Below are 23,250 nucleotides of genomic sequence, written 5' to 3' on the forward strand. Positions count from 1 at the left end.
ACTTCTGACATCGTTATAAACAAAAAGCCCCGCATCTGCGGGGCTTTTTTGGTTTACGCGCCTACTTTCTTCGCGTTCAGCTTCTTCAGCTCTTCGTCGCGCAATTCGCGGCGCAGGATCTTGCCGACGTTGGTGGTCGGCAGTGCATCGCGGAATTCCACGGAGCGCGGGACCTTGTAGCCGGTCACGTTCGCACGCATGTGCTCCATCACCTGCTCCTTGGTCAGCGTCACGCCCGGTTTGGCAACGATAAAGATCTTGATCGCCTCGCCCGACTTCTCGTCCGGCACGCCGATGGCTGCGCATTGCAGCACGCCCGGCAGGGTCGCCAGCACATCTTCCAGTTCGTTCGGGTAAACGTTGAAACCCGAAACCAGGATCATGTCTTTTTTGCGATCGACGATGCGCATGTAGCCGTCAGGCTGGATCACCGCGATATCACCGGTCTTCAACCAGCCTTCGCTGTCGAGCATTTCATCGGTAGCGTCCTGACGCTGCCAGTAGCCCTTCATCACTTGCGGACCTTTCACGCACAGTTCGCCGATTTCGCCCAACGGCTGCTCGACGCCGGTATCGTCGATGATTTTGCACACGGTCGACGGAACCGGAATACCGATGGTGCCAATCTGGATGTGCTGAATCGGGTTCACCGTGGCCACCGGGCTGGTTTCGGTCATGCCGTAACCTTCGCAGATGGCGCAACCGGTGACCGCTTTCCAACGCTCGGCCGCGGCCAGTTGCAGGGCCATGCCGCCGGACAGGGTGACTTTCAGTGCGGAGAAATCCAGCTTGCGGAAGCTTTCGTTGTTGCACAGCGCCACGAACAAAGTGTTGAGGCCGACGAACCCACTGAACTTCCACTTCGACAGTTCCTTGACCATCGCCGTCAAATCGCGCGGGTTGCTGATCAGGATATTGTGGTTGCCAATCAGCATCATCGCCATGCAATGAAAGGTGAAGGCATAGATGTGGTAAAGCGGCAGCGGCGTGATCAGGATCTCGCAGCCTTCGTTGAGGTTGGAACCCATCAGCGCCTTGCACTGCAGCATGTTCGCGACGAGGTTGCGATGGGTCAGCATCGCGCCCTTGGCCACGCCGGTGGTGCCGCCGGTGTATTGCAGCACGGCAACGTCGCTGCTGGCCGGGTTGGCTTCCGCCACTGGCTGGCCGTGGCCCTTGCTCAGCACGTCGTTGAACTTGATGGCCTTGGGCAAGTGATACGCCGGGACCATCTTCTTCACGTACTTGATGACGCTGTTGACCAGCAGGCGCTTGAGCGGTGGCAGCAGGTCGGCTACTTCGGTGACGATCACGTGCTTGACGCCGGTTTTCGGCACCACGGTCTCGGCCAGATGCGCCATGTTGGCCAGGCAGACCAGGGCTTTGGCACCGGAATCGTTGAATTGATGTTCCATTTCCCGCGCGGTGTACAGCGGGTTGGTGTTGACCACGATCAGCCCGGCGCGGATGGCACCGAACACAGCGACCGGGTACTGCAACACGTTGGGCAGTTGCACGGCGATTCGATCGCCCGGCTGTAAGTCGGTATGCTGTTGCAGGTAAGCGGCAAAGGCCCCGGACAATTCGTACAGTTCACCGTAGGTGATTGTCTTGCCCAGGTTGCTGAATGCCGGTTTGTCGGCGAAGCGCTGGCAGGATTGTTTCAACACTGCCTGAATATTCGGATACTCGTCAGGATTGATCTCGGCAGCAATCCCGGCAGGGTACTTATCCTTCCAAAAGTCTTCGTTCATGGAAGCCCACTCCTCAGCAACGCGAATTCAGCACCGCATTTGATGCGATTATTATTGGTGTGTGTTTGTTGGTGAATCTAGCGCTTTTACAAGCCCGAGAAGTCACAAAGCGCGCCGAGAGTAGCAGCTTTGCCAAGGGTCGACCAGAGCCAAAAGCGGCCTCTATGGTCACAATAGTGACTCAAGAATTGCTAGCGGTCATTTTAGAGCAAAGATTCTATACAGCCCTGAAAGCCGCGTAATTCGGGACATTCCCTTAAAAGCTTCGCGGGCAAGCCTCGCTCCTACAGGACCGGTGGCGCTCACAAATGAAGTGAACGACACAAAATCTGTAGGAGCAAGGCTTGCCCGCGAACGCGCGAAGCGCGGCCATTCAACGGCTACGCGATATCACGCAACTCCCGTCGCAGAATTTTCCCGACCGGCGTCATCGGCAACGACTCACGCAACACAATGTGCTTGGGCACTTTGTACGCCGTGAAGTTTTCCTTGCAGTACGCCTTCAGCTCTTCAAGGCTGACCCCCGATTCGCGGGCCACCACAAACAACTTCACCGCCTCCCCCGAACGCTCGTCCGGCACGCCGATCACTGCGCAGTTGGCGACTTTCGGGTGAGCCATCACGACGTCTTCGATCTCGTTCGGGTACACGTTGAAACCCGAGACGATGATCATGTCTTTCTTGCGATCGACGATGCGCACAAATCCATCCGGGTCGATCACCGCGATATCGCCGGACTTGAACCAGCCCTCGGCATCCAGCACTTCGGCGGTGGCCTCCGGTTTCTGCCAATAGCCCTTCATGATCTGCGGGCCCTTGATGCAGAGTTCGCCGCGTTCGCCCAAGGCCTGCTCGACGCCTTCATCGTTGATCACTTTCAGCGTGGTGCCCGGCACCGGCAGGCCAACCGTGCCGATGCGCGATTTGTCGCCGTACGGGTTGGTGCAAGCCACCGGGGAGGTTTCGGTCAGGCCGTAACCTTCGGTGATGCGGCAACCGGTGAGCTGTTCCCAACGCTCGGCGGTGGCCTTGACCAGCGCGGTGCCGCCGGAGTTGGTGAGTTTGAGGCTGGAGAAATCCAGGGTCTTGAAGTCCGGGTGATCCATCAGCGCGACGAACAGCGTGTTCAGCCCCAGCAGCGCCGAGAACCGCCAGTTCTTCAGCTCCTTGATGAAGCCGCCGATGTCGCGAGGATTGGTGATCAGCACGTTGTGGTTGCCGGTCACCATCATGCACATGCAGTTCGCCGTGAACGCGTAGATATGGTACAGCGGCAGCGGCGCGATCATCACTTCCTGACCTTCGCGCAACAGCGGCTGACCGTCGCTGCCGAACTGCCCGAGGCACGCCCGCGCCTGCTGCATGTTCGCCACCAGGTTGCCGTGGGTCAGCATCGCGCCCTTGGCCAGGCCGGTGGTGCCGCCGGTGTATTGCAACACCGCGATGTCGTCGAGGCTGACGTTCAGCGGCTTGATGCCCAGGCCCCGGCCCAGACGCAACGCGCTCTTGAAGGAAATCGCCTGCGGCAAGGAATACGCCGGGACCATTTTCTTGACCTTGCTGACCATGGTATTGACCAGCCAGCCCTTGGCACTGGGCATCAAGTCGCCCATCTTCGCTTCGATCAGGTACTGGATATCGGTGTCGGGCAGCACTTCCTGGACCTTCTGCCCGAACATGTTCAGGTACACCAGCGCCCGGGCGCCGGAGTCCTTAAACTGATGACGCATCTCCCGCGCGGTGTACAGCGGGTTGGTGTTGACCACGATCAGCCCGGCGCGCAAGGCACCGAACACGGCAATCGGGTAATGCAGGACGTTGGGCATCTGCACCGCAATGCGATCCCCCGGAACCAGGTCGGTGTGGGCTTGCAGGTAACCGGCGAACGCCAGGCTGTAGCGTTCCAGTTCGGCGTAGGTCAGGGTCACGCCCATGTTGCTGAAGGCGGGGCGATCAGCGAATTTCTTGCAGGAACGCTCGAACACCTCAAGCACCGACTTATAGGCCCCAAGGTCAATATCCAGGGGCACGCCGGCCGGGCGTTTGTCATTCCAGAAATCAGGTTGCATTGTTCTTGTCCTCTTTACCTGAGCCTATCCGGGGCCGCTTTCTGTCCGTCTTCAAAAACAAGGAGCGAAAAAGCGGGGCTCCACGGACACTAGCAGTTATGGCGAATCAGGCAAATATGACAAAGGGCGTCATTGACCGCGTGAATCTTGCTGCAGCGGCGTGGCCTGATCAGACGGCAAGCGCAGGATGCGCTATAAACTGCATCGAGGCTGTTTCCCCACCCGGCAGCCCCCCTGCAAAGGAATCGCCATGATCCATGACACTTTCTGGCTGACCGCGAGTGACCGCAGCCGCCTCTACGTCAACCAGTGGCTGCCCGATCCGCCTTTAAAAGCCGTGATCCTGCTGGCCCATGGCATGGCGGAACACAGTGGTCGCTACGCTCGCCTGGCAGAAAAACTCTGCGAGCAGGGCTACGGCGTCTACGCGCCGGACCTGCGGGGACATGGCAAAACTGCCGAAAACGGGACACTCGGCCATTTCGCCGACGACGATGGCTGGTGCAAAGTGGTCGGCGACCTGGCCAGCCTCAACCAGCACATCGGCCAGCAACATCCCGGTACACCGATCGTGCTGCTCGGCCACAGCATGGGCAGCTACATCGCCCAGGCCTATCTGCTGCATCACAGCGCCAGCCTGCACGGCGCGGTGCTCAGCGGTTCGAACTTCCAGCCGATCGCGCTCTATCGCGCGGCGCGACAAATTGCCCGGCTCGAACGTCTGCGCCAAGGCCCCACAGGTCGAAGTGCGCTGATCGAGTGGTTGTCGTTTGGCTCGTTCAACAAAAAATTCAAACCGGCGCGCACGCGGTTCGACTGGCTCAGTCGTGACCCGGCAGAAGTGGATCTGTACGCCAACGACCCGCTCTGCGGCTTTCGTTGCACCAATCAGCTGTGGATCGATTTGCTCGGCGGCTTGCAGCAAATCAGCAAAGCGTCCAATCTCGCTCAGATTGATCCGGGCCTGCCGTTGCTGGTGATTGGCGGTGAATGTGATCCGGTGAGCGAAGGCAAGCGTCTGAATGATCTGGCCCATGCGCTGCGCGCGGCCGGCAGCCAGAACCTGCAACTGACTATTTACCCGCAGGCACGGCATGAACTGTTCAACGAAAGCAACCGCGATGAAGTGATCGATGACGTGTTGAACTGGATCGCCCAGGCGCTGAGCCACCGCCGGCCACCCAGATCGGAATAGTTTTTTGTGGATTTTTTTATTCGTCACAGGAATTGAAACAGATGACCCAGGTTACCAACACCCCTTACGAAGCCCTCGAAGTCGGCCAGACCGCCAGCTACAGCAAGACGGTCGAAGAGCGTGACATTCAGTTGTTCGCCGCGATGTCCGGTGATCACAACCCGGTGCACCTGGACGCCGAATTCGCCGCGGGCACCATGTTCAAGGAGCGCATCGCTCACGGCATGTTCAGCGGTGCGCTGATCAGTGCCGCCGTGGCTTGCGAATTGCCTGGGCCGGGGACTATTTATATCGGTCAGCAGATGAGCTTTCAGAAGCCGGTGAAGATCGGCGACACCCTGACCGTGCGCCTGGAGATCCTGGAGAAACTGCCAAAGTTTCGTGTGCGGATTGCGACTCGGGTGTTTAACCAGCGCGATGAATTGGTGGTGGATGGCGAGGCCGAGATTCTGGCGCCACGCAAGCAGCAGACGGTGACATTGCCGACGTTGCCGGCGATCAGCATCGGTTAAAGCGCCTATCGGCGCCCATCGCGAGCAGGCTCACTCCTACATTCGACCGCATTCTCTCGGAATGACTGCGATCTAATGTAGGAGTGAGCCTGCTCGCGATGGGCGACACCTCGGTATCACTGCCTTTCTTGCACCTGCACACTCGCCGTCATCCCCGAACTCAAATTCATCCCCTCCGGCAACTGATCAATCTTGATCCGCACGGGAATCCGCTGCGCCAGCCTCACCCAGTTAAACGTCGGTTCGACCTCTGCCAACAACTGCCCATCCGGCGTGGTATTGCGATCGGTAATCCCGCGGCTGATGCTTTCCACATGCCCGTCCAGCGCTTCCCCCGCGCTCATCAACCAGACCTTCACCGGATCGCCGACACGAATCCGCGGCAACTTGGTTTCCTCGAAATATGCCTGCACATAGAAAGTCGAATCATCGATCAACGCCATCACCGGTTGCCCGGCATTTACGTAATTGCCTTGGGCCAGACGCAGGTTGGTGATGTGGCCACTGCGCGGTGCATGGACCTGACTGCGCGCCAGATTGAGTTCCGCGACTTTGGCTTCCGCCTGAGCTTCACGCAGTTCGCCACGGGCAATGCCGGCGTTGATTTGCGCGTTCTCGCGCAGTTCGGCGCTGATCGCTTGCGGCCCGAGACTGGCGCGGCGGCTGGCTTCGCGTTCGCGCAGATTGAGTTGTTGCTGGCGGGTCTGTACCACCGCCTGGGCCTTCTCCAGCGCCGCTTCGAAACGATCACGATCGATGCTCAGCAACAGATCGCCGGCCTTGACCTGCTGGTTATCGAACGCCTTGAGCTCACGCACCCAACCCGAGACGTCCGGGGCGATCACCACTACGTCGGCACGGATCCGCGCATCTCGGGTCCAGGGCGTGAGCATGTAGTACTGCCACAAATGGAAGCCGGCAAAGATCGCCACCGCCACCAGGCACAGGGTTATCGCGACACGTACGGGGGTACGCATGTTCAACTCCTTATAAAGGTCCGAGGACGACGGTGATCAGGGTCAATACACAGACGTACAAGGCGCAATCAAACAATGCTTCGTGCCAGATCCAGCGGCCGACCGGGGTCAGGCGCAACAGCATGCGAAAGGCTGCGGTGACGAGCAGTGCCAGCAGCACATAAATCAGAAAAGGACTGAGCAGCACACCGCCCACCGACCACTCACGCAAGCCCATGTCTTTGCTCCTGTTGGCGGCACCAGGCGCGCCAGCTGCTTTGCAATTGCAGCACGGCACCCTGGGCCAGTTTCACCGCGTCGCTGGGCGGCAACGCGTACAAGGTCTTCAAGAATTCTTCACTGGGTTGTTCCAGCGCATCGGCGCAGTCGCCTGTGGGGCCGTGCTCGAGGACTTTTTCCAGCTGCTCGAGATAACGTCGCTGTGGCGCGCTGACTGGCGATTGCGCCACCGCCAGGCTCAACCGCAGATGCAGCAATTCATCGCCAATGTCGAGACCGAGCAAGCCGTCATCCCAGCGACTCCGCGCTGGTTCCGGCAGTTCAGGATAGTGCCGCGCCAGTTGCAGCAAGCGGTCGGCCATGCGCCCGCCGAACCAGCTTTCGGCACCGCGCAGGTTGCGTCGGGTCAGCCGCACCAGATCGTCGAGCGTCGCCGCCAGCAAGCGGCGGCCATGCCACGCCGGGTTACGCAGGATCAGCAAGTGAAACGCCAGCACCGCTGCGCCGACACCGACCACCATCGCCTGGGCGCTATTGAAAAACGTGGCGACGTCGAACTTCATCGCGTTCAGCGGCGCCACCAGCACGATGAAGTGCAGACAGAACGAAGTGGCCGTGGCACCAATCTGCGGCTTGGCCATGCCCAGCGCACCGAGAAACAACGGCACGCCCATGCCCATGCACAGCAATGCAAATCCGCTCCATTGTGGCAGCAGAATTTGCCCGACAAAAAACGCCGCTGGAATCGCCAGAAAAATCCCCCGCATAAAACTCATGCCAATCTGTGCACCGTTCTCGCGACTGGCAAACAGGCTGCACACCACGCAAGTCAGCACCAACGCTCCCGCCGCGGCGGGCCAGGCCGTTGCCAGCCAGAAGCACGCCACCACCAGAAACGCCAAGGCACTGCGTGCGCCGAAAACCAGCGCCAATGAAAGGTCGCGGTGCGGCGTCAGGGTACGTGGCGGATCGACCGTTTCGCGGCCCTCCTCCACCGCTTTCAACGCCGCCGTCGCCGCCATCACGGTATCGAGCAGCAAGGTGAAACGGGCCAGGCAATAACTCTGCGCGGAGCTGATGAGCGGATCATGGCAGGCATCGAGCAACCTCGGGCGCAACGCTTGCAGGGTCGCGGTATCGCAACCGCTGAGCCCGGCTTGAACCTCGATCATCCAAGGCAACAGTTGCTCGGCTTCCTGTGGTTCCAACTGCTTCCACTGCCGACGCACCGAACGGGCGATACGCAACAGCATCAAGAGCTTTTGACTCAAACCACTGATGGCGCGTGCGCGTTGCCGACCGAGGCCACCTTCAAACCAGGCATGTTCTCGCTGGGCATCGACGGCGACAATGCGACCGAGAATTTCCAGCAAGCCTTTGCGCGCCTGAGCATCGCCGGCCAGGGTGGCACGCGCCGCATTCATTCCGCTGTGCCAGGCGGCTTTAGCCTGATCCGCCAGTTGCCGCTCGACCCGCATCGGCCAAATCAACGCGCTGGCCGCCGTGGCGCACAGTATGCCCAGGCAGATTTCCGTACAGCGCGCCACGGCTTGGTCGAACACCGTCAGCGGATGGGTAATGGCTGGCAACGCAATGATCGCCACCGTGTAACCGGCCAGCACAAATGAGTAGGACCAGGCGCTGCGCAACAGCGTCGAACTCGCCGTACACAGCCCGAGCCACAACGCCAACGCCAGTAAAAACAGCCAGGGCGTCTGGGCGAACAGGCCCATGAACACCACTGACATGATCGTTCCGATCAGCGTGCCCAGCAATCTCGCCAGCCCTTTCTGCACCACCATGCCGGACAACGGCTGAGCGACGATAAACGCCGTCATCAGCGCCCAGGCGGGTTGCTCCAGGCCCCAGCGCAATGCCAGCCACAGTGCCAGGCCGCCGCCGATCAAGGTCTTGATCGCGAACTGCAGCGCGCGGCGGTCCGGCGCGAATAAAGCCTGCAAAGTGATAGGCACGTAAAACACTCTTGGAAGAACGATTTAACGATAGTCGGGTTCGGCGAGTATTCATCAACAACGCACAGTTTATGTAGGAGCTGTCGAGTGAAACGAGGCTGCGATCTTTTGATCTTGTTCTTGAAAGCAAATCAAAAGATCGCAGCCTCGTTTCACTCGACATCTGCTACAACGGATGATTCATGATTAAACGCCAGGCACAAAAAAACGCCAGACTGGCTGGCGTTTTTGACAGGTTGCGAGCGCTTAAGAGCGTGCGCGAGCCTGGTTACGCAGGGCTTTCACCTGATCGTGATTGCGTTGCACGCCGTGGTACTGACGTTCAACCATGTCACGAATGCCCACCAGGTTGTGCTTGTTGATTTTTTCCATGGCTTCTTTGTAAGCCTTCAGTGCATGGTCTTCACCGCGTTCGGCTTCGTTCAGCACGGCTTCTTCATCCTTGCCGGTGAACATCGCTTTCACATCGACCCAACGACGGTGCAGGTCACCGCTGACGCTGGTGGAAGTTTCCGGATCGCCACCCATCGAACGCACGGCGCTCTGGAGTTCGGCAGCTGCGGTGGCGCAGTCAGTGGAGCGTTGCACGAACAGGGTTTTGAGTTCAGGGTGTTTGATGTCTTCAGCGCAAGTCTTGAACCCTTCCTGACCGTCTTTGCTGGTTTCAATCAGGTCGTTGAGTACAGAGATCGCTTCTTTATTCATGTCGGTCATTTTTCAATTCCTTGCGGGTTGATGAAAGATGCAATAGCTGTTGCACCCTGCATGCCAGCTTCGAATAGATAACTTACTCGTTACATTTCAACGACATAGGTTTAACGACAAAATCTGTATCCGCTTTTTTTGCATGATCTGTCAATTGGCCTGCATGCAGAATGCCTGTATTTTCCCGATCGAATGAATTCAGACGACCCATGATGAACCCAGAAAAACTCGAACTGTTGATCACCCGTGAAATGCCCTTCGGCAAATACAAGGGGCGAATCATTGCCGACCTGCCCGGCCAATACCTGAACTGGTTCGCCCGGGAAGGTTTCCCCCATGGCGAACTGGGCGGTTTACTGGCCCTGATGCAGGAGATCGATCACAACGGTCTGTCGGAACTGCTCGAACCGCTGCGCGCCAAACACGGCAAACCTGCCCCGCGCCACTGAAATTGCCGAAACCGAGTAGCCCATGCCTGATAACACCCGTCGCGCCCGTGATGAACATTTCTGGAAGACCTTTGCCGACCGCTACGCGGTAGAACCCGGGCCTATCAACCTTGAAAACGGTTACTTCGGGCGAATGTCGCGCACCGTGGTCGAGGAGTATCAGCGCAACATCGAGCTGATCAACCGCAGCAACTCGGTGCATGTGCGCCAGCGTTTCGAACAGGTCGAAAGCCTTGAGATCCGGGCGCAGCTTGCCGGGATGATGGGCGTTCCCGCTGACACCATGGCCCTCACCCGTAACGCTTCAGACGGCCTGCAGTCGCTGATCCGCAATTACAATCGCCTGCAGCCGGGCGATCAGGTGCTGATTTGCGATCTGGAGTACGACACGGTAAAAGGCGCAATGCGTTGGCTGGCCCGGCATCGCGGCGTGGAAGTGATCGAAATCGACCACGCGCACCCCGCGAGTTTCGACAGCTTGCTGGCCACCTATCGCGACGCCTTCGTGCGCTACCCCAAGCTCAAATTAATGGCCCTGACCCACGTCACCCATCGCACCGGACTGGTCATGCCGGTGCAGGCTATCGCTGCTGCCGCCAAGGAACACGGCATCGACGTGATCCTCGATGGCGCGCATGCCCTCGGCCAGATCGAGTTCAACCTGAATGAACTGGGCGTTTCCTTCGCCGGCTTCAACCTGCACAAGTGGATCGGCGCACCGCTGACGCTGGGCTTCATTTACATCGCCCCTGAGCGCCTGGCCGACATCGATCCGGACATGGGCGAGATGCATTTCCCGGTCACCGATATTCGCGCCCGCACGCCTTACAGCACGCCGAACATCCCGGCACTGCTGACGCTGCCGCTGGTGTTCGAGGAGCATCTCGCCATGGGCGGCGCTGCTGCCAAGAGCACACGGCTCAACTACTTGCGCAACCGGTGGGTCAATGCGGTTCGCGAGCTGCCGGGGATCGATGTCATGACACCCGATGACCCGCGACTCTATTGCGGCATTACCTCGATGCGCTTTACCCGTCATAACGATCAACAGGCGACGGTCGAACGGCTGCTCAGCGACTACAACCTGTTCACCGTGGCCCGCAGCGGCGCCGCGAGTGGGCCATGCATACGCATTACGCCGGGGCTCACCACCACCGCTGCCGACATGGATCTGCTGGCGCGGGCGCTGACGGAACTGCGCTGAGGTCAGACCGTGTACTTGTCGAAGTCCTCCGGTTTGATTTGCGTCGAAGCGGCGAACGTGTCGATACCGATGGTCGTGTGCCCGAAAAACCCATCCTCGTTCGAATCTCGACCGAGGGTGTGGACGATTAACGTCGAGACCTCGCCACCCTGATGCCGGTAATGAACGTCTTCATCGTTGGACAGCGGTAAGGCGGACCGACCGCTGTACTCTCGGGCATTGAGCACCGAGCGCGAGGCGGGTTCGGGAAAGTACAGCTGGCCGACCCAGGCGACGTGGCGCTCGTCGAGAAAATTGTTGCCGGACGTGATGCGTACCGCGACATGAATGTGCATGGCTCGACCGGCATAGAACCCCGGGTAGATGGTGGTAAACCGCACCACGCCTTTTTTGTCGGTGAATTGCCCGCCACGCAGATAAGTGTCGTCGTCGGTACGCGGGACCGAGCCGATGTCACCGACATCGACTTCCTTGTCCGGGTTGATCTTGCTCCAGCCCGAGTACGCACCTCGAGCATTGCAATGCCAGATGTCGACCAGGGCCCCGGTCACAGGCTCGCCGGTCATGGCATCGACAATCGCCAGTCGCAGCACCAAGGGAATGCCATCGGCGCTTTCGCTGATGTTGCGTCGGATCAGTTTCGGATTGCGGAAATACGGGCCGGCGATTTGCTCGGGAGACAGCAGGTAAACCGGGGATGTGGGTGCAGCGGAGGTGTTGTCGTCCATGACGTTCTCTCTTCCTTAAGATGAACGCAGGTTAACGCTGGTCGAGCGGCGAGATGCGGTAACTATGTATCGCGTGATGTCCCCTGTAGGAGCGAGGCTTGCCCGCGAAGGCATCGGTACAGTCAGCATTGAAGGTGACTGGTCTGACGCCTTCGCGGGCAAGCCTCGCTCCTACAAATGAGTGTTTTTTTGCGGGCAAAAAAAACGGTGCACCGACCAAGCGCACCGTAAAGCCGTAGAACACACAACGAAGTGTTGGGTAAAAGCCGATCAGTCCAGCAGCGCCAGTGCCTCGGCGGTGCATTCCTGAATGCGGGCCCAGTCGCCGTTCTTGATCCACTCCGGATCAAGCATCCAGCTACCGCCCACGCACATCACGTTTTTCAACGCCATGTAGCTCTTGATGTTGGCCGGGCTGACGCCGCCAGTCGGGCAGAATTTCACTTCACCGAACGGGCCGCCGAGGGCCTTGATGGCGGCAACGCCACCGCTGACTTCCGCCGGGAACAGCTTGAAGCGGCGATACCCAAGACCATAACCTTCCATGATGCCGGAAGCGTTGCTGATGCCTGGCAACAGCGGGATCGGGCTGTCGACACTGGCTTCGAGCAGGTCACGGGTAATGCCCGGCGTGACGATGAACTGCGAGCCGGCGGCTTCGGCAGCGGCGAGCATGGTGCGATCCAGCACCGTACCGGCACCGGTCACCAGCTCCGGACGCTGCTCACGCAGAATCTGGATGGCTTTGAGACCGAACTGCGAACGCAGCGTCACTTCCAGGGCTGTCAGGCCACCGGCGGCCAGGGCGTCGGCCAGTGGCAAGACGTCCTGTTCGCGAGCGATGGTGATCACCGGCAGGATCCGCGCCTTGGCGCAGAGGCTGTCGATCAGGGCAACTTTGTCCGCCATGGAAACGGTCGGGGATGTCATTGTCATAGCGGCTGATCCTTGGCTCATGGGCACCAGTAAATCTCTAACGTGGGTTGCAGAAACGCGCGAATCGGCATGGCGGCGACATCGTCACCGGCCAATGCGGCACTCAGGGTAGTCAGCTTGGACTGACCGGAAATCGATAGAACTGTGTGTTTGGCCGAAGCCAGCAGCGCGCGACTCATGGTCAGGCGCTGATGCGGCACGGTCGGCGCCAGCATCGGGTAGCAACGACGGGTGCCGTCGGCTTTCAAGGCGTCGGCCAGGTTCGGGCTGTTCGGGAACAGCGAGGCGGTGTGACCGTCGTCGCCCATGCCGAGGATCAACACGTCGATCGGCGGCAACTCGGCGAGCAAGCGGTCGGCCTGCTCGGCTGCCAGCTCAAGGTTCGCAGTGGCGCTGTACAGGCTCAGAAACTGAGCCTTGGCCGCCGGGCCTTGCAGCAGGTAACGCTTGAGCAGACCTGCATTGCTGTCGGCGTGCTCGACCGGCACCCAGCGCTCGTCCGCCAGGGTGATGACAACCTTGGACCAGTCCAGTTTCTGCTTGGCCAGGTTCTGGAAAAACGCCACGGGGCTGCGGCCACCGGACACCACCAGCGTCGCAGTGCCGCGAGCGTCGATGGCGTCACTCAGGTGCTTGGCCACATTCAGCGCCAAACCATCGGCCAGCAGCACCGGGCTCTTGAACTCATGGGCGCTGACGCCCTGAGGCAGTTGCAAATTAGATATCGCCATACCACGACCTCCCATCCCGCGTGATCAGAGCAATGGAGCTCATCGGTCCCCAGGACCCGGCCGCGTACGGCTTGGGCGCATCACCGGACTTTTTCCATCCGGCGATCAACTGGTCACACCACTTCCACGCGGCTTCGATTTCATCTTTACGGACAAACAGGTTCTGATTGCCGCGCATTACTTCCAGCAGTAACCGCTCGTAGGCATCGGGAATCCGCGCGCTGCGATAGGTGTCGGAAAAATTCAGCTGCAACGGACCGCTGCGCAGCTGCATGCCCTTGTCCAGGCCTTGTTCTTTGGTCATCACGCGCAAGGAAATGCCTTCGTCCGGTTGCAGGCGGATAATCAGCTTGTTGCTGATTTGCAGGCGCTGCTCGGGGGCGAAGATGTAGTGCGACGGTTCCTTGAAATGGATGACGATCTGCGACAGTTTCTGCGGCATGCGCTTGCCGGTACGCAGGTAAAACGGCACGCCGGCCCAGCGCCAGTTGCGGATGTCGGCACGCAGGGCGACGAAGGTTTCGGTGTCGCTCTGGGTGTTGGAATTCGGCTCTTCCAGATACCCCGGTACTGATTTTCCTTCGCTGTATCCGGCGATGTACTGGCCGCGCACCACTTGCGTGGTCAGGCCTTCCGGGCTGATCGGCGCCAGGGCCTTGAGCACTTTGACTTTCTCGTCACGGATGCTGTCGGCGGACAGGTCGGCCGGCGGGTCCATGGCAATCAGGCAGAGCAGTTGCAGCAGGTGATTCTGGATCATGTCCCGCAGCTGACCGGCCTTGTCAAAGTAACCCCAACGGCCTTCGATACCGACCTTCTCGGCCACGGTAATTTCCACGTGGGAGATGTAATTCTGGTTCCACTGGGTTTCGAACAGGCTGTTGGCGAAACGCAGGGCGATCAGGTTCTGGACGGTCTCTTTGCCCAGGTAGTGGTCGATGCGGTAGGTGCGGTTCTCCGGGAAGAACTGCGCCACGGCGTCGTTGACCTTGCGCGAGGATTCCAGGTCCGAACCGATGGGTTTTTCCAGCACGACGCGGGTGTTTTCGGTCAGGCCGACCTTCGCCAGGTTCTCGCAGATCGCACCGTAAACAGCCGCCGGCGTGGCGAAGTAAGCAATCACACGCTGAGCGCTGCCGGCCATTTCGGCCAGGGCGACGTAATCGTCAGCCTTGAGGAAGTCGACATGCAGGTAGCTCAAGCGGGCCAGGAAGCGTTCGACCACAGCTTCGTCCAGCTCTTTGGCACCCACATATCGACGCAGTTCGGAGGCAATGAACGCCAGGTGCTCCTGCTCGCTGCCAGGCTCACGGGCCAGCGCGATAATGCGCGTATCCTCGTGCAAGAGGCCTGCGCCATCGAGTTGATAAAGGGCAGGAAACAGTTTGCGCAGGGCCAGATCGCCGAGGGCGCCGAACAAGGCAAAGGTGCACGGTTCAACCGTAATCGAAGGCATGATGTTTGTTCTTTTATCAAGTTAAGCTACAAATACCTTTTTTCAAGGCATCACTCAAGGGAAAATGTAGTAATAACCACAACATTTTCGCAAAATACAGATTCCGAGTGGTGGTCGGTCGGAGCCATCAGTAGGATAGGCCACCGTTACGGGCCGTATCAAAGGCCCAATTTGCATTAGCCGAACGCTTATTTGCGCTGCTGACCTAAGGAACATGAAATGGACCGCGTGCGAAATTTACTGGAACAGATCCAGAATCGCCTTGAAGACCTGAACAAGGCTGAACGCAAAGTCGCCGAAGTGATCCTGCTCAACCCACAGCAGGCCACCCGGTTCAGCATCGCCGCCCTCGCCCAGGCATCCAAGGTCAGCGAGCCGACGGTCAACCGTTTCTGCCGCTCGTTCGGCGTCAGCGGCTACCCGGAACTCAAACTTCAGTTGGCCCAGAGCCTGGCCAGTGGCGCGGCCTATGTCAGCCGTGCGGTCGAGGCCGATGACAATCCTGAAGCGTATACGAAGAAAATTTTCGGCAGCGCCATCGCTTCTTTGGACAGTGCCTTGCAGGCGCTGGATCCGAACCTGATCAGCCGCGCCGTCGACCTGCTGATCCAGGCCCGGCAAATCCACTTCTTCGGCCTCGGCGCCTCAGCCCCGGTGGCGCTGGATGCGCAGCACAAGTTCTTCCGCTTCAACCTGGCCGTCACCGCCCATGCCGACGTGCTGATGCAGCGCATGATTGCGTCGGTGGCGCATACCGGCGAGTTGTTCGTGATCATTTCCTACACCGGCCGCACCCGCGAACTGGTGGAGGTGGCGCGCATTGCCCGGGAGAACGGTGCTTCGGTGCTCGGCTTGACCGCGGAGAACTCGCCGCTGGCCAAGGCCAGTACGTTGAGCCTGAACATTCCGCTGCCGGAAGACACCGACATCTATATGCCGATGACGTCGCGGATCATTCAGCTGACCGTGCTGGATGTGCTGGCGACCGGCATGACCTTGCGCCGGGGCGTGGATTTCCAGCCGCATTTGCGCAAGATCAAAGAGAGCCTGAATGCGAGCCGGTATCCGGTGGGTGACGAGTTCAACTAGGCCAGGATCTTCATTGCCTGTGCTGACCTCTTCGCGGGCAAGCCTCGCTCCTACAAGTTTTCGGTTGGCCATCCATTCGCGGCCAGCATCAACCCTGTAGGAGCGAGGCTTGCCCGCGAAGGCGTCAGCGGCAACACCATAGACTTTGAACTAAACCCCAACCCGCGCCTGCAAACTCAAATGCGCCTTCTGCCCCGGTGCCAGGCTCAAGCTGTCCGTCCCGCCACTCGCCGCTTCAACACAGACAAATTCTGAAATCTCGTTCCAGCTCACCCCCAGCAGCGGCCGCGAGCCGGGATGCCAGACCACCGTGTCCGCATGGTCACCGGTGTCGATACACAATTCCCGCTGCCAGGCGTGGTCCTTGAGCTGCAATTCACCGTCATGCTGGAACACCCGCTGACACCCACCGTCAACTCGCAACTCACCTTCCTGCTGGCAAACCTGGCGGTTCAACTGGTCGTAGCCCTGCGCGCCATCGAGCCCAGACAGCGCTACCTCACCGACATCACCAATACGCCAATAGGCATGCAACGCCTGGCTCAATTGGCACGGCAGGCTGTCCTGATGCTCGGTGCTCAGGCGCAAATCCATGCGTTCGCCAAGGTGTGCGTGGAGGTCCACTTGCCAGTCGCACAGTTGAAGCTGCCAGTGCAGCCGCACGCCATCGTCGTCATGGCTGCTGTCGAGCAGCTTCCAGTCGATCAACCGTGCCCAGCCATGGGAAGGCCAGGCGTTTTCGCTCGGATGACGGCCATACCACGGCCAGCACACCGGCACGCCGCCACGAATCGCGCCGACTTGCGGCCACTTCGCCGCGCACCAGAGCCAGGGCTTCTGGCCCTTTGGCTGGAAGTGCAGCAACTGTGCACCCTGCCGACTGAACACCGCCTGACACAGCGGATGGTCGATCACCAGCACGTCGCGCTTCTGATAGCGCTCCCACGCAAACACCGGACGTTCGCGCAAGGATTTGAAGAAGCGTTGTAGCGGATGCTCATGCATGTGCCACGGTCCTGAAAATCATGGGTGTACTCATACGCTGTATCAGCGAACTCACTGTGGCGAGGGAGCTTGCTCCCGCTCGGCTGCAAAGCAGTCGTAAACCCGTTGAACGCGGTTTGCCTGAAACACTGTGGTGGCTGGTTTTGGGGCTGCTTCGCAGCCCAGCGGGAGCAAGCTCCCTCGCCACAGGCCCTCATCGACCCACACAAAAAAAAGCGGACAGCCTGGGCTGTCCGCAAAAATGCGCACATAGAGAGGAGCTTATCGCAACAGCGTTAGAACACCGACTGAATTTTCAGGCCGGCCACCAGCGCGTTATCGACTTCATCGACACCGCCCGGGTGAGTGATGTATTGCAGGTTAGGACGTACGGTCAGCCAGTTGGTTACGTGGAAGCCGTAGTTGATTTCGTAGTTGTACTCAGTGTTACGCAGCGGCGCGAACAGCGGGTCCTGATAGTCCGTGACATTGTTGGAGGCGTTGACCAACTCTGAGTTTTTCTTCACGTCATCGTTGACATGGATACGGGCGGCACCGATACCGAAGTCATCCTTCGGACGTGCATCAAACGGGCCCTTGTACACCAACATCAGCGACTGGTAGTTGTCGACGAAGTTGGTGTCCTTGTCGTGGAAGGTGGCGTTGGCTGCGATGTTCAGACCGCGCGACGCGTCACCGTTGTGGGTGGTGAGTTGTTGTTGCGCCACGAACCAGTAGCCGGACTTGCTATCGTGACTGCGATAGGCGTTGCCGCTGGTGGCCGCATCATTGCCGTTGGCATCTTCGCGGACGTCATCGGCATTGGCCGTGCTTTTGTAGTAACCGACACGGTATTCGCCCGGCAGGTTGCCAGGGTTAGGCAACCAGACCAGTTCGACCGGCAACACGGTGCCCTTGGTGCCACTGCCGCTGAGCTTGAAGCCGTTACCGTGCTCCAGTTGCGACGGGTTCTGGTTGTACGCGCCGATCTGCGCATAGAACTCAGGCGAGATGTTGTACTTCACGCGGACCGCAGCCTGCATGACCGGCCAGTTGTACCAGATGTTGGTGGCCCAGTTACCCGCTTGGGAACCGCAGAACGCCAGGTTCTGGAACTCGCAAGGGAAGGTGTTGAAGTCTTCGCCTTCGCCGAAGTAACCGGCCTTGACGTCCAGTTTACCGTCGAGGAACTGGTGTTTGATCCACAACTGGGTCAGGCGGACCATGTGGCCACGACCGTAGACTTCCTGGGAGGAACTCAAGGTGCCGGCACGCGGGTCGCCGACACGGTCATTGGAGATGTTTTCGCCGTTACGGTTGGTGAACTGGACCTTGGCCTGGGTGTTATCCCAGCCCCACAGTTTTTGCAGGTCCAACGCCACGCCCAGGCCAAACTGGTCAGCGTAACGCGCGGTCTTGTCGTTGTTGTAGCCACCGTGGAGGTTGCCGCCGACTTCACCGACATAGTCCATCTTGATGTCAATGCCCTGCTCGATCAGCTTGGTCCGCTCGCCACCCCAATCACCGGTCATCCATTCGGAATCGGCGCTGAACGCGTCAGCTGCATGCACACTGCCGGCCAGCATCATTGCCGCTACTGCTGACAACTGGCAGATAAGCTGAGCGTTGTTCTTCTTCTTCATCCCTACATCCTCGTTTTATTGTTATTAACTGTTTTTATTTAACGCGGTTACATCAGTTGCGGAGAGCGACAGGCCGCTCACCGCATATCCCCCCTGTAGGAGCCAGGCTTGCCGGCGAAGGCGTCCCTGAAATCGCCTTCGCCGGCAAGCCTGGCTCCTACAGTTTTTGATCTTTACCGGCCTTTGAATTGGGTGACGTTGGCGCTGTGGCTCTCGGCTTTTGGCAGACCGGCCACCCCCAGACGCTCCCCGGTCTTGGCATCGAACAACAGCACTTTCGATGGATCGAATTGCAGGGTCAGGGTCTCGCCCACGTTCGGCGCGACGTCCGGCGCCAGGCGGCAGCAGACTTTGGTTTCATTGAGATTGACGAACACCAGGGTGTCGGGACCGGTCGGTTCGGTGACCTGGACTTCGGCGCGAATGGTCGGCAAACCATTCGGCTCGCCGTTCGCCAGCACGATCTGTTCCGGGCGCAGGCCGAGGATCACTTCGCGGTCTTCAAGGCCGGCGTCCTGCATGCCCATTGGCAATTCGCAGCGCGCCTGGCCACTGTCGAGCAGTGCCACCAGACGGCCGTCCTTGCGCTGCAAACGCAGGGGGATGAAGTTCATCGGTGGCGAACCGATGAAGCTCGCCACGAACAGGTTGGCCGGGTTGTTGTAGATGTCTTTCGGCGTGCCGAACTGCTGAATGATCCCGTCCTTCATCACCGCCACTTTGTCGCCCAGGGTCATCGCTTCGATCTGGTCGTGGGTCACGTAGACCGTGGTGGTTTTCAGGCGCTGGTGCATCAGTTTCATTTCGGTGCGCATTTCGACGCGCAGCTTTGCATCGAGGTTGGACAGCGGTTCGTCGAACAGGTAAATCTTCGGCCGACGCGCCAGGGCACGGCCCATGGCCACGCGCTGTTGCTGGCCACCGGAGAGCTGGCCGGGTTTGCGGTTGAGCAAGTGTTCGATCTGCAGCAGCTTGGACACCCGCGCCACTTCCGCTTCGATGTCGGCGGCGGGCATTTTGCGGATCTTCAAGCCAAAGGCGATGTTCTCGCGCACGCTCATGGTCGGGTACAGCGCGTAGGACTGGAACACCATGGCGATGTCGCGGTCTTTCGGGCTCATGCCGCTGACGTCTTGATCACCGATCATGATCGCGCCGCCGGTGATAGTTTCCAGGCCGGCGATGCAATTCATCAGGGTCGATTTACCGCAACCCGAAGGTCCGACCAGGATCAGGAACTCACCGTCCTTGATCGACAGTTCGATGTTCTTGAGGGTGTCCGGCAGGCCGGGGCCATAGGTCTTGTTTACATTGCGAAGTTCGAGCGTAGCCATGATTACCCCTTGACTGCGCCGGCCGTCAGCCCGCGCACGAAATACTTGCCTGCGACCACATAGACCAGCAGGGTCGGCAGCCCGGCGATCATCGCCGCCGCCATATCAACGTTGTATTCCTTGGCCCCGGTACTGGTGTTGACCAAGTTGTTCAACGCCACCGTAATGGGTTGCGAATCACCGCTGGAGAACACCACGCCGAACAGGAAGTCGTTCCAGATCTGGGTGAACTGCCAGATCAGGCAGACCATGATGATCGGGGTGGACATCGGCAGGATGATCAAGCGGAAGATGGTGAAGAAACCCGCGCCATCGAGCCGTGCCGCCTTCACCAGCGCATCGGGAACGCTGACGTAGTAGTTACGGAAGAACAGCGTGGTGAACGCCAGGCCGTAGACCACGTGCACGAACACCAGGCCCGTGGTGGTGCTCGCCAGGCCCATCTTGCCGAGGGTAAACGAGGCCGGCAGCAGGACGGTCTGGAACGGCAGGAAGCAACCGAACAGCAGCAAACCGAAGAACAGTTGCGAGCCACGGAAGCGCCACATCGACAGCACGTAGCCATTCAGTGCACCGATGGCGGTGGAGATCAGCACCGCCGGGACGGTGATCTTGATCGAGTTCCAGAAGTACCCGTCCACCGTGCCCCAGGCCTTGACCCAGCCAATGCCGCTGACCACGGTCGGCCAGCTCAACAGGTTGCCGGAGTTGATGTCTTCGGGCGTCTTGAAACTGGTCAACAGCATGACCACCAGCGGTATCAGGTAAAGCAATACGGCCAGGATCAGCACGCCGTAGATCGCGATGCGACTCAGGCTGATGGAAGGTTTGGCAGAGAAACTAGTCATGGCGCTTGGTCCTCAGCTCGGAGTACAGGTAAGGCACGATGATTGCGAGAATCGCACCGAGCATCAGAATCGCACTGGCCGAACCCATGCCCATCTGGCCGCGGCTGAAGGTGAACGAATACATGAACATCGCAGGCAAGTCGGAGGAGTAACCCGGGCCGCCGGCAGTCATTGCCGCCACCAGGTCGAAACTCTTGATTGCGATGTGAGCCAGGATCATGACTGCGCTGAAGAACACTGGACGCAGGCTCGGCAACACCACTTTCAGGTAGATGCGCGGCATGCTCGCGCCATCGATCTGGGCGGCACGGATGATCGATTGATCAACGCCGCGCAGGCCGGCGAGGAACATCGCCATGATGAAGCCCGAGGCTTGCCATACCGCAGCGATCACCAGGCAATACACCACGCGATCCGGGTCAATCAGCCAGTCCAGGCGAAAGCCTTCCCAGCCCCAGTCCCGCAGCAATTTATCCAGGCCCATACCCGGGTTGAGCAGCCATTTCCACGCGGTACCGGTGACGATCATCGAGAGCGCCATCGGGTACAGGTAAATGGTGCGAATGAAGCCTTCGCGACGAATGCGCTGGTCAAGAAACACCGCCAGCAGCACACCGATCACCAAGGTGATGCCGATGAACATGCCGCCGAACACTGCCAGGTTCTTGCTCGCTACCCACCAACGGTCGTTGTCGAACAGCCGCTGGTATTGCGCCAGGCCTGCCCATTTGTAGGTCGGCAGGAAAGTCGACGTAGTGAACGACAGGATGAACGTCCACAGGATATAGCCATAGAAGCCCACCAGGACGATGAACATGCTCGGCGCCAGCACCAGTTTTGGGAGCCAGCGTTGCAATGCATCGAACGGCGAGGCCTTGCTGAACACAGCAACAGAACTCATGGGAAAATCCAGTACGAGAGAAAAAGTTACGTTGAAAATGCTCCCCTTGAAGGAGTGAGCCTGCTCGCGATCGCGGTGTGTCAGTTGATACATCCAGCGTCTGACACTCAGCTATCGCGAGCAGGCTCGCTCCTACAGGGGCCAAGCATTACTTGGCCGCTTTGACGGCAGTGCCGAGTTGCTTGGCGGCAGTGGCCGGATCGGCTTTCGGATCGTTGATGAAGTTGGTCACGACATCAAAGAACGCGCCTTGTACTGCCAGCGTGGTCGCCATGTTGTGCGCCATGCTTGGCTGCAGGCCGCCGGACTTGGCGTCCACCAGGAAATCCTTGGCAGCGGTCTGGGCGCAGGAGTCGAAACCGTACTTGCCCATGTCGTTCAGCATGTCGATTCGAACCGGGATCGAACCCTTGTTGATGCTGAAGACTTTCTGGAAGTTCTCACCCAGCACGACCTTGGCAATGTCCTGCTGAGCGGCAGCAGTGCCTTTGTCTTTCTGCTTGAACACGGCCAGGGAGTCGATGTTGTAAGTGAAGGCCTTGTCGGTGCCCGGGAACGCTACGCACTCGTAGTCCTTGCCGGCGACTTTCTTGGCCGCTGTCCACTCGCTCTTGGCCCAGTCACCCATGATCTGCATGCCGGCCTTGCCGTTGATGACCTTGGCCGCTTCCAGGTTCCAGTCCTGGCCCTTGCCGTCGGCGTCCATGTAGGTCGCGACTTTCTTCAGCTCCGTGAGCGCCTTGACCATTTCAGGACCGGTCAGTGCTGCGTTGTCCAGGTCTACCAGGGCTTTCTTGTAGCCGTCGACGCCCATGACCGAAAGGACCACCGCTTCGAACACGGTGCTGTCCTGCCAAGGCTGGCCGCCGTGGGCGAGCGCGATGAAACCCGCCGCCTTGAGCTTGTCACCGGCTGCGTAGAATTCCTGAAGGGTGGTTGGCGCTTTTTCGATGCCGGCTTTCTTGAAGACTTCCGGGTTGATCCACAGCCAGTTGACGCGGTGAATGTTCACCGGCACGGCCACGTAGTCACCCTCGTACTTCACGGTATCGGAGACTTTCTTGTCGAGCAGGCTGTCCCACTTCTCGGTCTTGGCAGCGTCTTTCAAGACGTCGGTGTCGAGCAGACCGGTAGACGCCCATTCCTGGATGTCCGGACCTTTGATCTGCGCTACGCCCGGCGGGTTACCGGCAACGGCGCGGCTTTTGAGTACGGTCATGGCAGTAGCACCGCCACCACCGGCGACTGCGCCGTCCTTCCAGGTGAAACCGTCTTTTTCGACTTGGGCCTTGAGCACATCAACAGCAGCTTTTTCGCCACCGGACGTCCACCAGTGAACGACTTCTACCGATCCTTTGGAATCGGCGGCAAGTGCACTGACAGGGAATGCAGAGATAGGAAGCAATGAGGCAAGAGAAATGACAGTAGCGAGGCGAGAAATCGCATTCATCTAGAATTACCTTTCTTGTTGTTATGCATGCAAGTCTGGTGCTTGCGCTGCATAGGATTTTAAACAGGAATTATCCCCTCGCAGGTAACGAAG

21 protein-coding genes are annotated in these 23,250 nt (G+C 59.3%); 5 read left to right on the forward strand and 16 right to left on the reverse strand.

Going from position 1 to position 23,250, the window contains the following annotated elements:
• Window positions 1-53: 53 nt before the first annotated feature.
• Together fadD1 and fadD2 are read right to left on the reverse strand one after the other, a co-directional pair.
• A complete protein-coding gene (fadD1, locus tag ACYZTY_RS21245) occupies window positions 54-1,754 on the reverse strand; it encodes a long-chain-fatty-acid--CoA ligase FadD1 (RefSeq protein ID WP_461955344.1) in 1,701 nt (566 codons plus the stop codon).
• Between the two features lie 380 nt (window positions 1,755-2,134).
• Window positions 2,135-3,823, reverse strand: coding sequence for a long-chain-fatty-acid--CoA ligase FadD2 (gene fadD2, locus ACYZTY_RS21250; RefSeq protein ID WP_461955345.1), 1,689 nt, complete (start codon window positions 3,821-3,823; stop codon window positions 2,135-2,137).
• Window positions 3,824-4,073: 250 nt separating this feature from the next.
• Between fadD2 and ACYZTY_RS21255 the strand changes: the two genes are divergently transcribed.
• Both ACYZTY_RS21255 and ACYZTY_RS21260 read left to right on the forward strand, forming a co-directional pair.
• On the forward strand, window positions 4,074-5,018 hold the full coding sequence (locus tag ACYZTY_RS21255) for a lysophospholipase (protein WP_461955346.1): 945 nt from the start codon (window positions 4,074-4,076) through the stop codon (window positions 5,016-5,018).
• A 41-nt stretch (window positions 5,019-5,059) separates the two neighbouring features.
• Window positions 5,060-5,530 carry a MaoC family dehydratase gene (locus tag ACYZTY_RS21260; RefSeq protein WP_008151121.1) on the forward strand — a complete coding sequence of 157 codons (471 nt, stop codon included), beginning with the start codon at window positions 5,060-5,062 and terminating at the stop codon, window positions 5,528-5,530.
• A gap of 116 nt (window positions 5,531-5,646) precedes the next feature.
• Here ACYZTY_RS21260 and ACYZTY_RS21265 read toward each other — a convergent pair whose 3' ends face one another.
• The 4 genes from ACYZTY_RS21265 to ACYZTY_RS21280 all read right to left on the reverse strand — a co-directional run bounded on the left by ACYZTY_RS21265 (window position 5,647) and on the right by ACYZTY_RS21280 (window position 9,413).
• The gene (locus ACYZTY_RS21265) at window positions 5,647-6,507 is read right to left on the reverse strand and encodes an efflux RND transporter periplasmic adaptor subunit (protein ID WP_461955347.1); all 861 of its coding nucleotides are present in this window, start codon (window positions 6,505-6,507) and stop codon (window positions 5,647-5,649) included.
• Between the two features lie 10 nt (window positions 6,508-6,517).
• Entirely contained in the window at window positions 6,518-6,724 is a 207-nt protein-coding gene (locus ACYZTY_RS21270) for a DUF1656 domain-containing protein (RefSeq protein WP_461955348.1), read from the reverse strand.
• Complete coding sequence (locus ACYZTY_RS21275; protein ID WP_461955349.1) at window positions 6,711-8,699, reverse strand: FUSC family protein; 1,989 nt, start codon at window positions 8,697-8,699, stop codon at window positions 6,711-6,713. Before ACYZTY_RS21275 ends, ACYZTY_RS21270 begins: the two co-directional genes overlap by 14 nt.
• A gap of 246 nt (window positions 8,700-8,945) precedes the next feature.
• On the reverse strand, window positions 8,946-9,413 hold the full coding sequence (locus tag ACYZTY_RS21280; RefSeq protein WP_461955350.1) for a ferritin-like domain-containing protein: 468 nt from the start codon (window positions 9,411-9,413) through the stop codon (window positions 8,946-8,948).
• A 203-nt stretch (window positions 9,414-9,616) separates the two neighbouring features.
• Here ACYZTY_RS21280 and ACYZTY_RS21285 point away from each other — a divergent pair, with 203 nt between their 5' ends.
• A complete protein-coding gene (locus ACYZTY_RS21285; protein ID WP_007949456.1) occupies window positions 9,617-9,853 on the forward strand; it encodes a DUF3820 family protein in 237 nt (78 codons plus the stop codon).
• Between the two features lie 22 nt (window positions 9,854-9,875).
• Entirely contained in the window at window positions 9,876-11,057 is a 1,182-nt protein-coding gene (locus tag ACYZTY_RS21290; protein ID WP_461955351.1) for an aminotransferase class V-fold PLP-dependent enzyme, read from the forward strand.
• A 2-nt stretch (window positions 11,058-11,059) separates the two neighbouring features.
• On the opposite strand, the gene ACYZTY_RS21295 is transcribed toward ACYZTY_RS21290, so the two are convergent.
• From ACYZTY_RS21295 to zwf, 4 genes are all read right to left on the reverse strand, one after another.
• Window positions 11,060-11,785, reverse strand: coding sequence for an intradiol ring-cleavage dioxygenase (locus tag ACYZTY_RS21295; protein WP_461955352.1), 726 nt, complete (start codon window positions 11,783-11,785; stop codon window positions 11,060-11,062).
• 270 nt (window positions 11,786-12,055) lie between these two features.
• Window positions 12,056-12,721, reverse strand: a complete 666-nt coding sequence (locus ACYZTY_RS21300; protein WP_461955353.1) for a bifunctional 4-hydroxy-2-oxoglutarate aldolase/2-dehydro-3-deoxy-phosphogluconate aldolase — start codon at window positions 12,719-12,721, stop codon at window positions 12,056-12,058.
• 17 nt (window positions 12,722-12,738) lie between these two features.
• Complete coding sequence (gene pgl / locus ACYZTY_RS21305) at window positions 12,739-13,452, reverse strand: 6-phosphogluconolactonase (RefSeq protein ID WP_461955354.1); 714 nt, start codon at window positions 13,450-13,452, stop codon at window positions 12,739-12,741.
• On the reverse strand, window positions 13,439-14,908 hold the full coding sequence (gene zwf / locus ACYZTY_RS21310; RefSeq protein ID WP_461955355.1) for a glucose-6-phosphate dehydrogenase: 1,470 nt from the start codon (window positions 14,906-14,908) through the stop codon (window positions 13,439-13,441). The genes pgl and zwf overlap by 14 nt, the downstream gene beginning before the upstream one ends.
• A gap of 228 nt (window positions 14,909-15,136) precedes the next feature.
• Between zwf and ACYZTY_RS21315 the strand changes: the two genes are divergently transcribed.
• Window positions 15,137-15,997, forward strand: coding sequence for a MurR/RpiR family transcriptional regulator (locus tag ACYZTY_RS21315; protein ID WP_178083825.1), 861 nt, complete (start codon window positions 15,137-15,139; stop codon window positions 15,995-15,997).
• Window positions 15,998-16,147: 150 nt separating this feature from the next.
• Here ACYZTY_RS21315 and ACYZTY_RS21320 read toward each other — a convergent pair whose 3' ends face one another.
• The 6 genes from ACYZTY_RS21320 to ACYZTY_RS21345 all read right to left on the reverse strand — a co-directional run bounded on the left by ACYZTY_RS21320 (window position 16,148) and on the right by ACYZTY_RS21345 (window position 23,157).
• Entirely contained in the window at window positions 16,148-17,002 is an 855-nt protein-coding gene (locus ACYZTY_RS21320; protein WP_461955356.1) for a D-hexose-6-phosphate mutarotase, read from the reverse strand.
• Between the two features lie 275 nt (window positions 17,003-17,277).
• Window positions 17,278-18,624, reverse strand: coding sequence for a carbohydrate porin (locus ACYZTY_RS21325; protein ID WP_461955357.1), 1,347 nt, complete (start codon window positions 18,622-18,624; stop codon window positions 17,278-17,280).
• A gap of 173 nt (window positions 18,625-18,797) precedes the next feature.
• Window positions 18,798-19,958, reverse strand: coding sequence for an ABC transporter ATP-binding protein (locus tag ACYZTY_RS21330; RefSeq protein WP_461955358.1), 1,161 nt, complete (start codon window positions 19,956-19,958; stop codon window positions 18,798-18,800).
• A 2-nt stretch (window positions 19,959-19,960) separates the two neighbouring features.
• Window positions 19,961-20,806 carry a carbohydrate ABC transporter permease gene (locus tag ACYZTY_RS21335; RefSeq protein WP_403107319.1) on the reverse strand — a complete coding sequence of 282 codons (846 nt, stop codon included), beginning with the start codon at window positions 20,804-20,806 and terminating at the stop codon, window positions 19,961-19,963.
• Window positions 20,799-21,707: a carbohydrate ABC transporter permease gene (locus ACYZTY_RS21340; protein WP_010457390.1), complete on the reverse strand. Its 909-nt coding sequence runs from the start codon at window positions 21,705-21,707 to the stop codon at window positions 20,799-20,801. Before ACYZTY_RS21340 ends, ACYZTY_RS21335 begins: the two co-directional genes overlap by 8 nt.
• Window positions 21,708-21,855: 148 nt before the next feature.
• Window positions 21,856-23,157, reverse strand: a complete 1,302-nt coding sequence (locus ACYZTY_RS21345) for an ABC transporter substrate-binding protein (protein ID WP_010457391.1) — start codon at window positions 23,155-23,157, stop codon at window positions 21,856-21,858.
• Between the last annotated feature and the right edge of the window lie 93 nt (window positions 23,158-23,250).

Source organism: Pseudomonas sp. LB1P83 (genome assembly GCF_054897885.1).

Bases quoted from the DNA above. Each gene is read 5' to 3' on its own strand.
- fadD1 (WP_461955344.1), bottom strand. From the start codon at position 1,754: ATGAACGAAGACTTTTGGAAGGATAAGTACCCTGCCGGGATTGCTGCC.
- fadD2 (WP_461955345.1), bottom strand. From the start codon at position 3,823: ATGCAACCTGATTTCTGGAATGACAAACGCCCGGCCGGCGTGCCCCTG.
- ACYZTY_RS21255 (WP_461955346.1), top strand. From the start codon at position 4,074: ATGATCCATGACACTTTCTGGCTGACCGCGAGTGACCGCAGCCGCCTC.
- ACYZTY_RS21260 (WP_008151121.1), top strand. From the start codon at position 5,060: ATGACCCAGGTTACCAACACCCCTTACGAAGCCCTCGAAGTCGGCCAG.
- ACYZTY_RS21265 (WP_461955347.1), bottom strand. From the start codon at position 6,507: ATGCGTACCCCCGTACGTGTCGCGATAACCCTGTGCCTGGTGGCGGTG.
- ACYZTY_RS21270 (WP_461955348.1), bottom strand. From the start codon at position 6,724: ATGGGCTTGCGTGAGTGGTCGGTGGGCGGTGTGCTGCTCAGTCCTTTT.
- ACYZTY_RS21280 (WP_461955350.1), bottom strand. From the start codon at position 9,413: ATGACCGACATGAATAAAGAAGCGATCTCTGTACTCAACGACCTGATT.
- ACYZTY_RS21285 (WP_007949456.1), top strand. From the start codon at position 9,617: ATGAACCCAGAAAAACTCGAACTGTTGATCACCCGTGAAATGCCCTTC.
- ACYZTY_RS21290 (WP_461955351.1), top strand. From the start codon at position 9,876: ATGCCTGATAACACCCGTCGCGCCCGTGATGAACATTTCTGGAAGACC.
- ACYZTY_RS21295 (WP_461955352.1), bottom strand. From the start codon at position 11,785: ATGGACGACAACACCTCCGCTGCACCCACATCCCCGGTTTACCTGCTG.
- ACYZTY_RS21300 (WP_461955353.1), bottom strand. From the start codon at position 12,721: ATGACAATGACATCCCCGACCGTTTCCATGGCGGACAAAGTTGCCCTG.
- pgl (WP_461955354.1), bottom strand. From the start codon at position 13,452: ATGGCGATATCTAATTTGCAACTGCCTCAGGGCGTCAGCGCCCATGAG.
- zwf (WP_461955355.1), bottom strand. From the start codon at position 14,908: ATGCCTTCGATTACGGTTGAACCGTGCACCTTTGCCTTGTTCGGCGCC.
- ACYZTY_RS21320 (WP_461955356.1), bottom strand. From the start codon at position 17,002: ATGCATGAGCATCCGCTACAACGCTTCTTCAAATCCTTGCGCGAACGT.
- ACYZTY_RS21325 (WP_461955357.1), bottom strand. From the start codon at position 18,624: ATGAAGAAGAAGAACAACGCTCAGCTTATCTGCCAGTTGTCAGCAGTA.
- ACYZTY_RS21330 (WP_461955358.1), bottom strand. From the start codon at position 19,958: ATGGCTACGCTCGAACTTCGCAATGTAAACAAGACCTATGGCCCCGGC.
- ACYZTY_RS21335 (WP_403107319.1), bottom strand. From the start codon at position 20,806: ATGACTAGTTTCTCTGCCAAACCTTCCATCAGCCTGAGTCGCATCGCG.
- ACYZTY_RS21340 (WP_010457390.1), bottom strand. From the start codon at position 21,707: ATGAGTTCTGTTGCTGTGTTCAGCAAGGCCTCGCCGTTCGATGCATTG.
- ACYZTY_RS21345 (WP_010457391.1), bottom strand. From the start codon at position 23,157: ATGAATGCGATTTCTCGCCTCGCTACTGTCATTTCTCTTGCCTCATTG.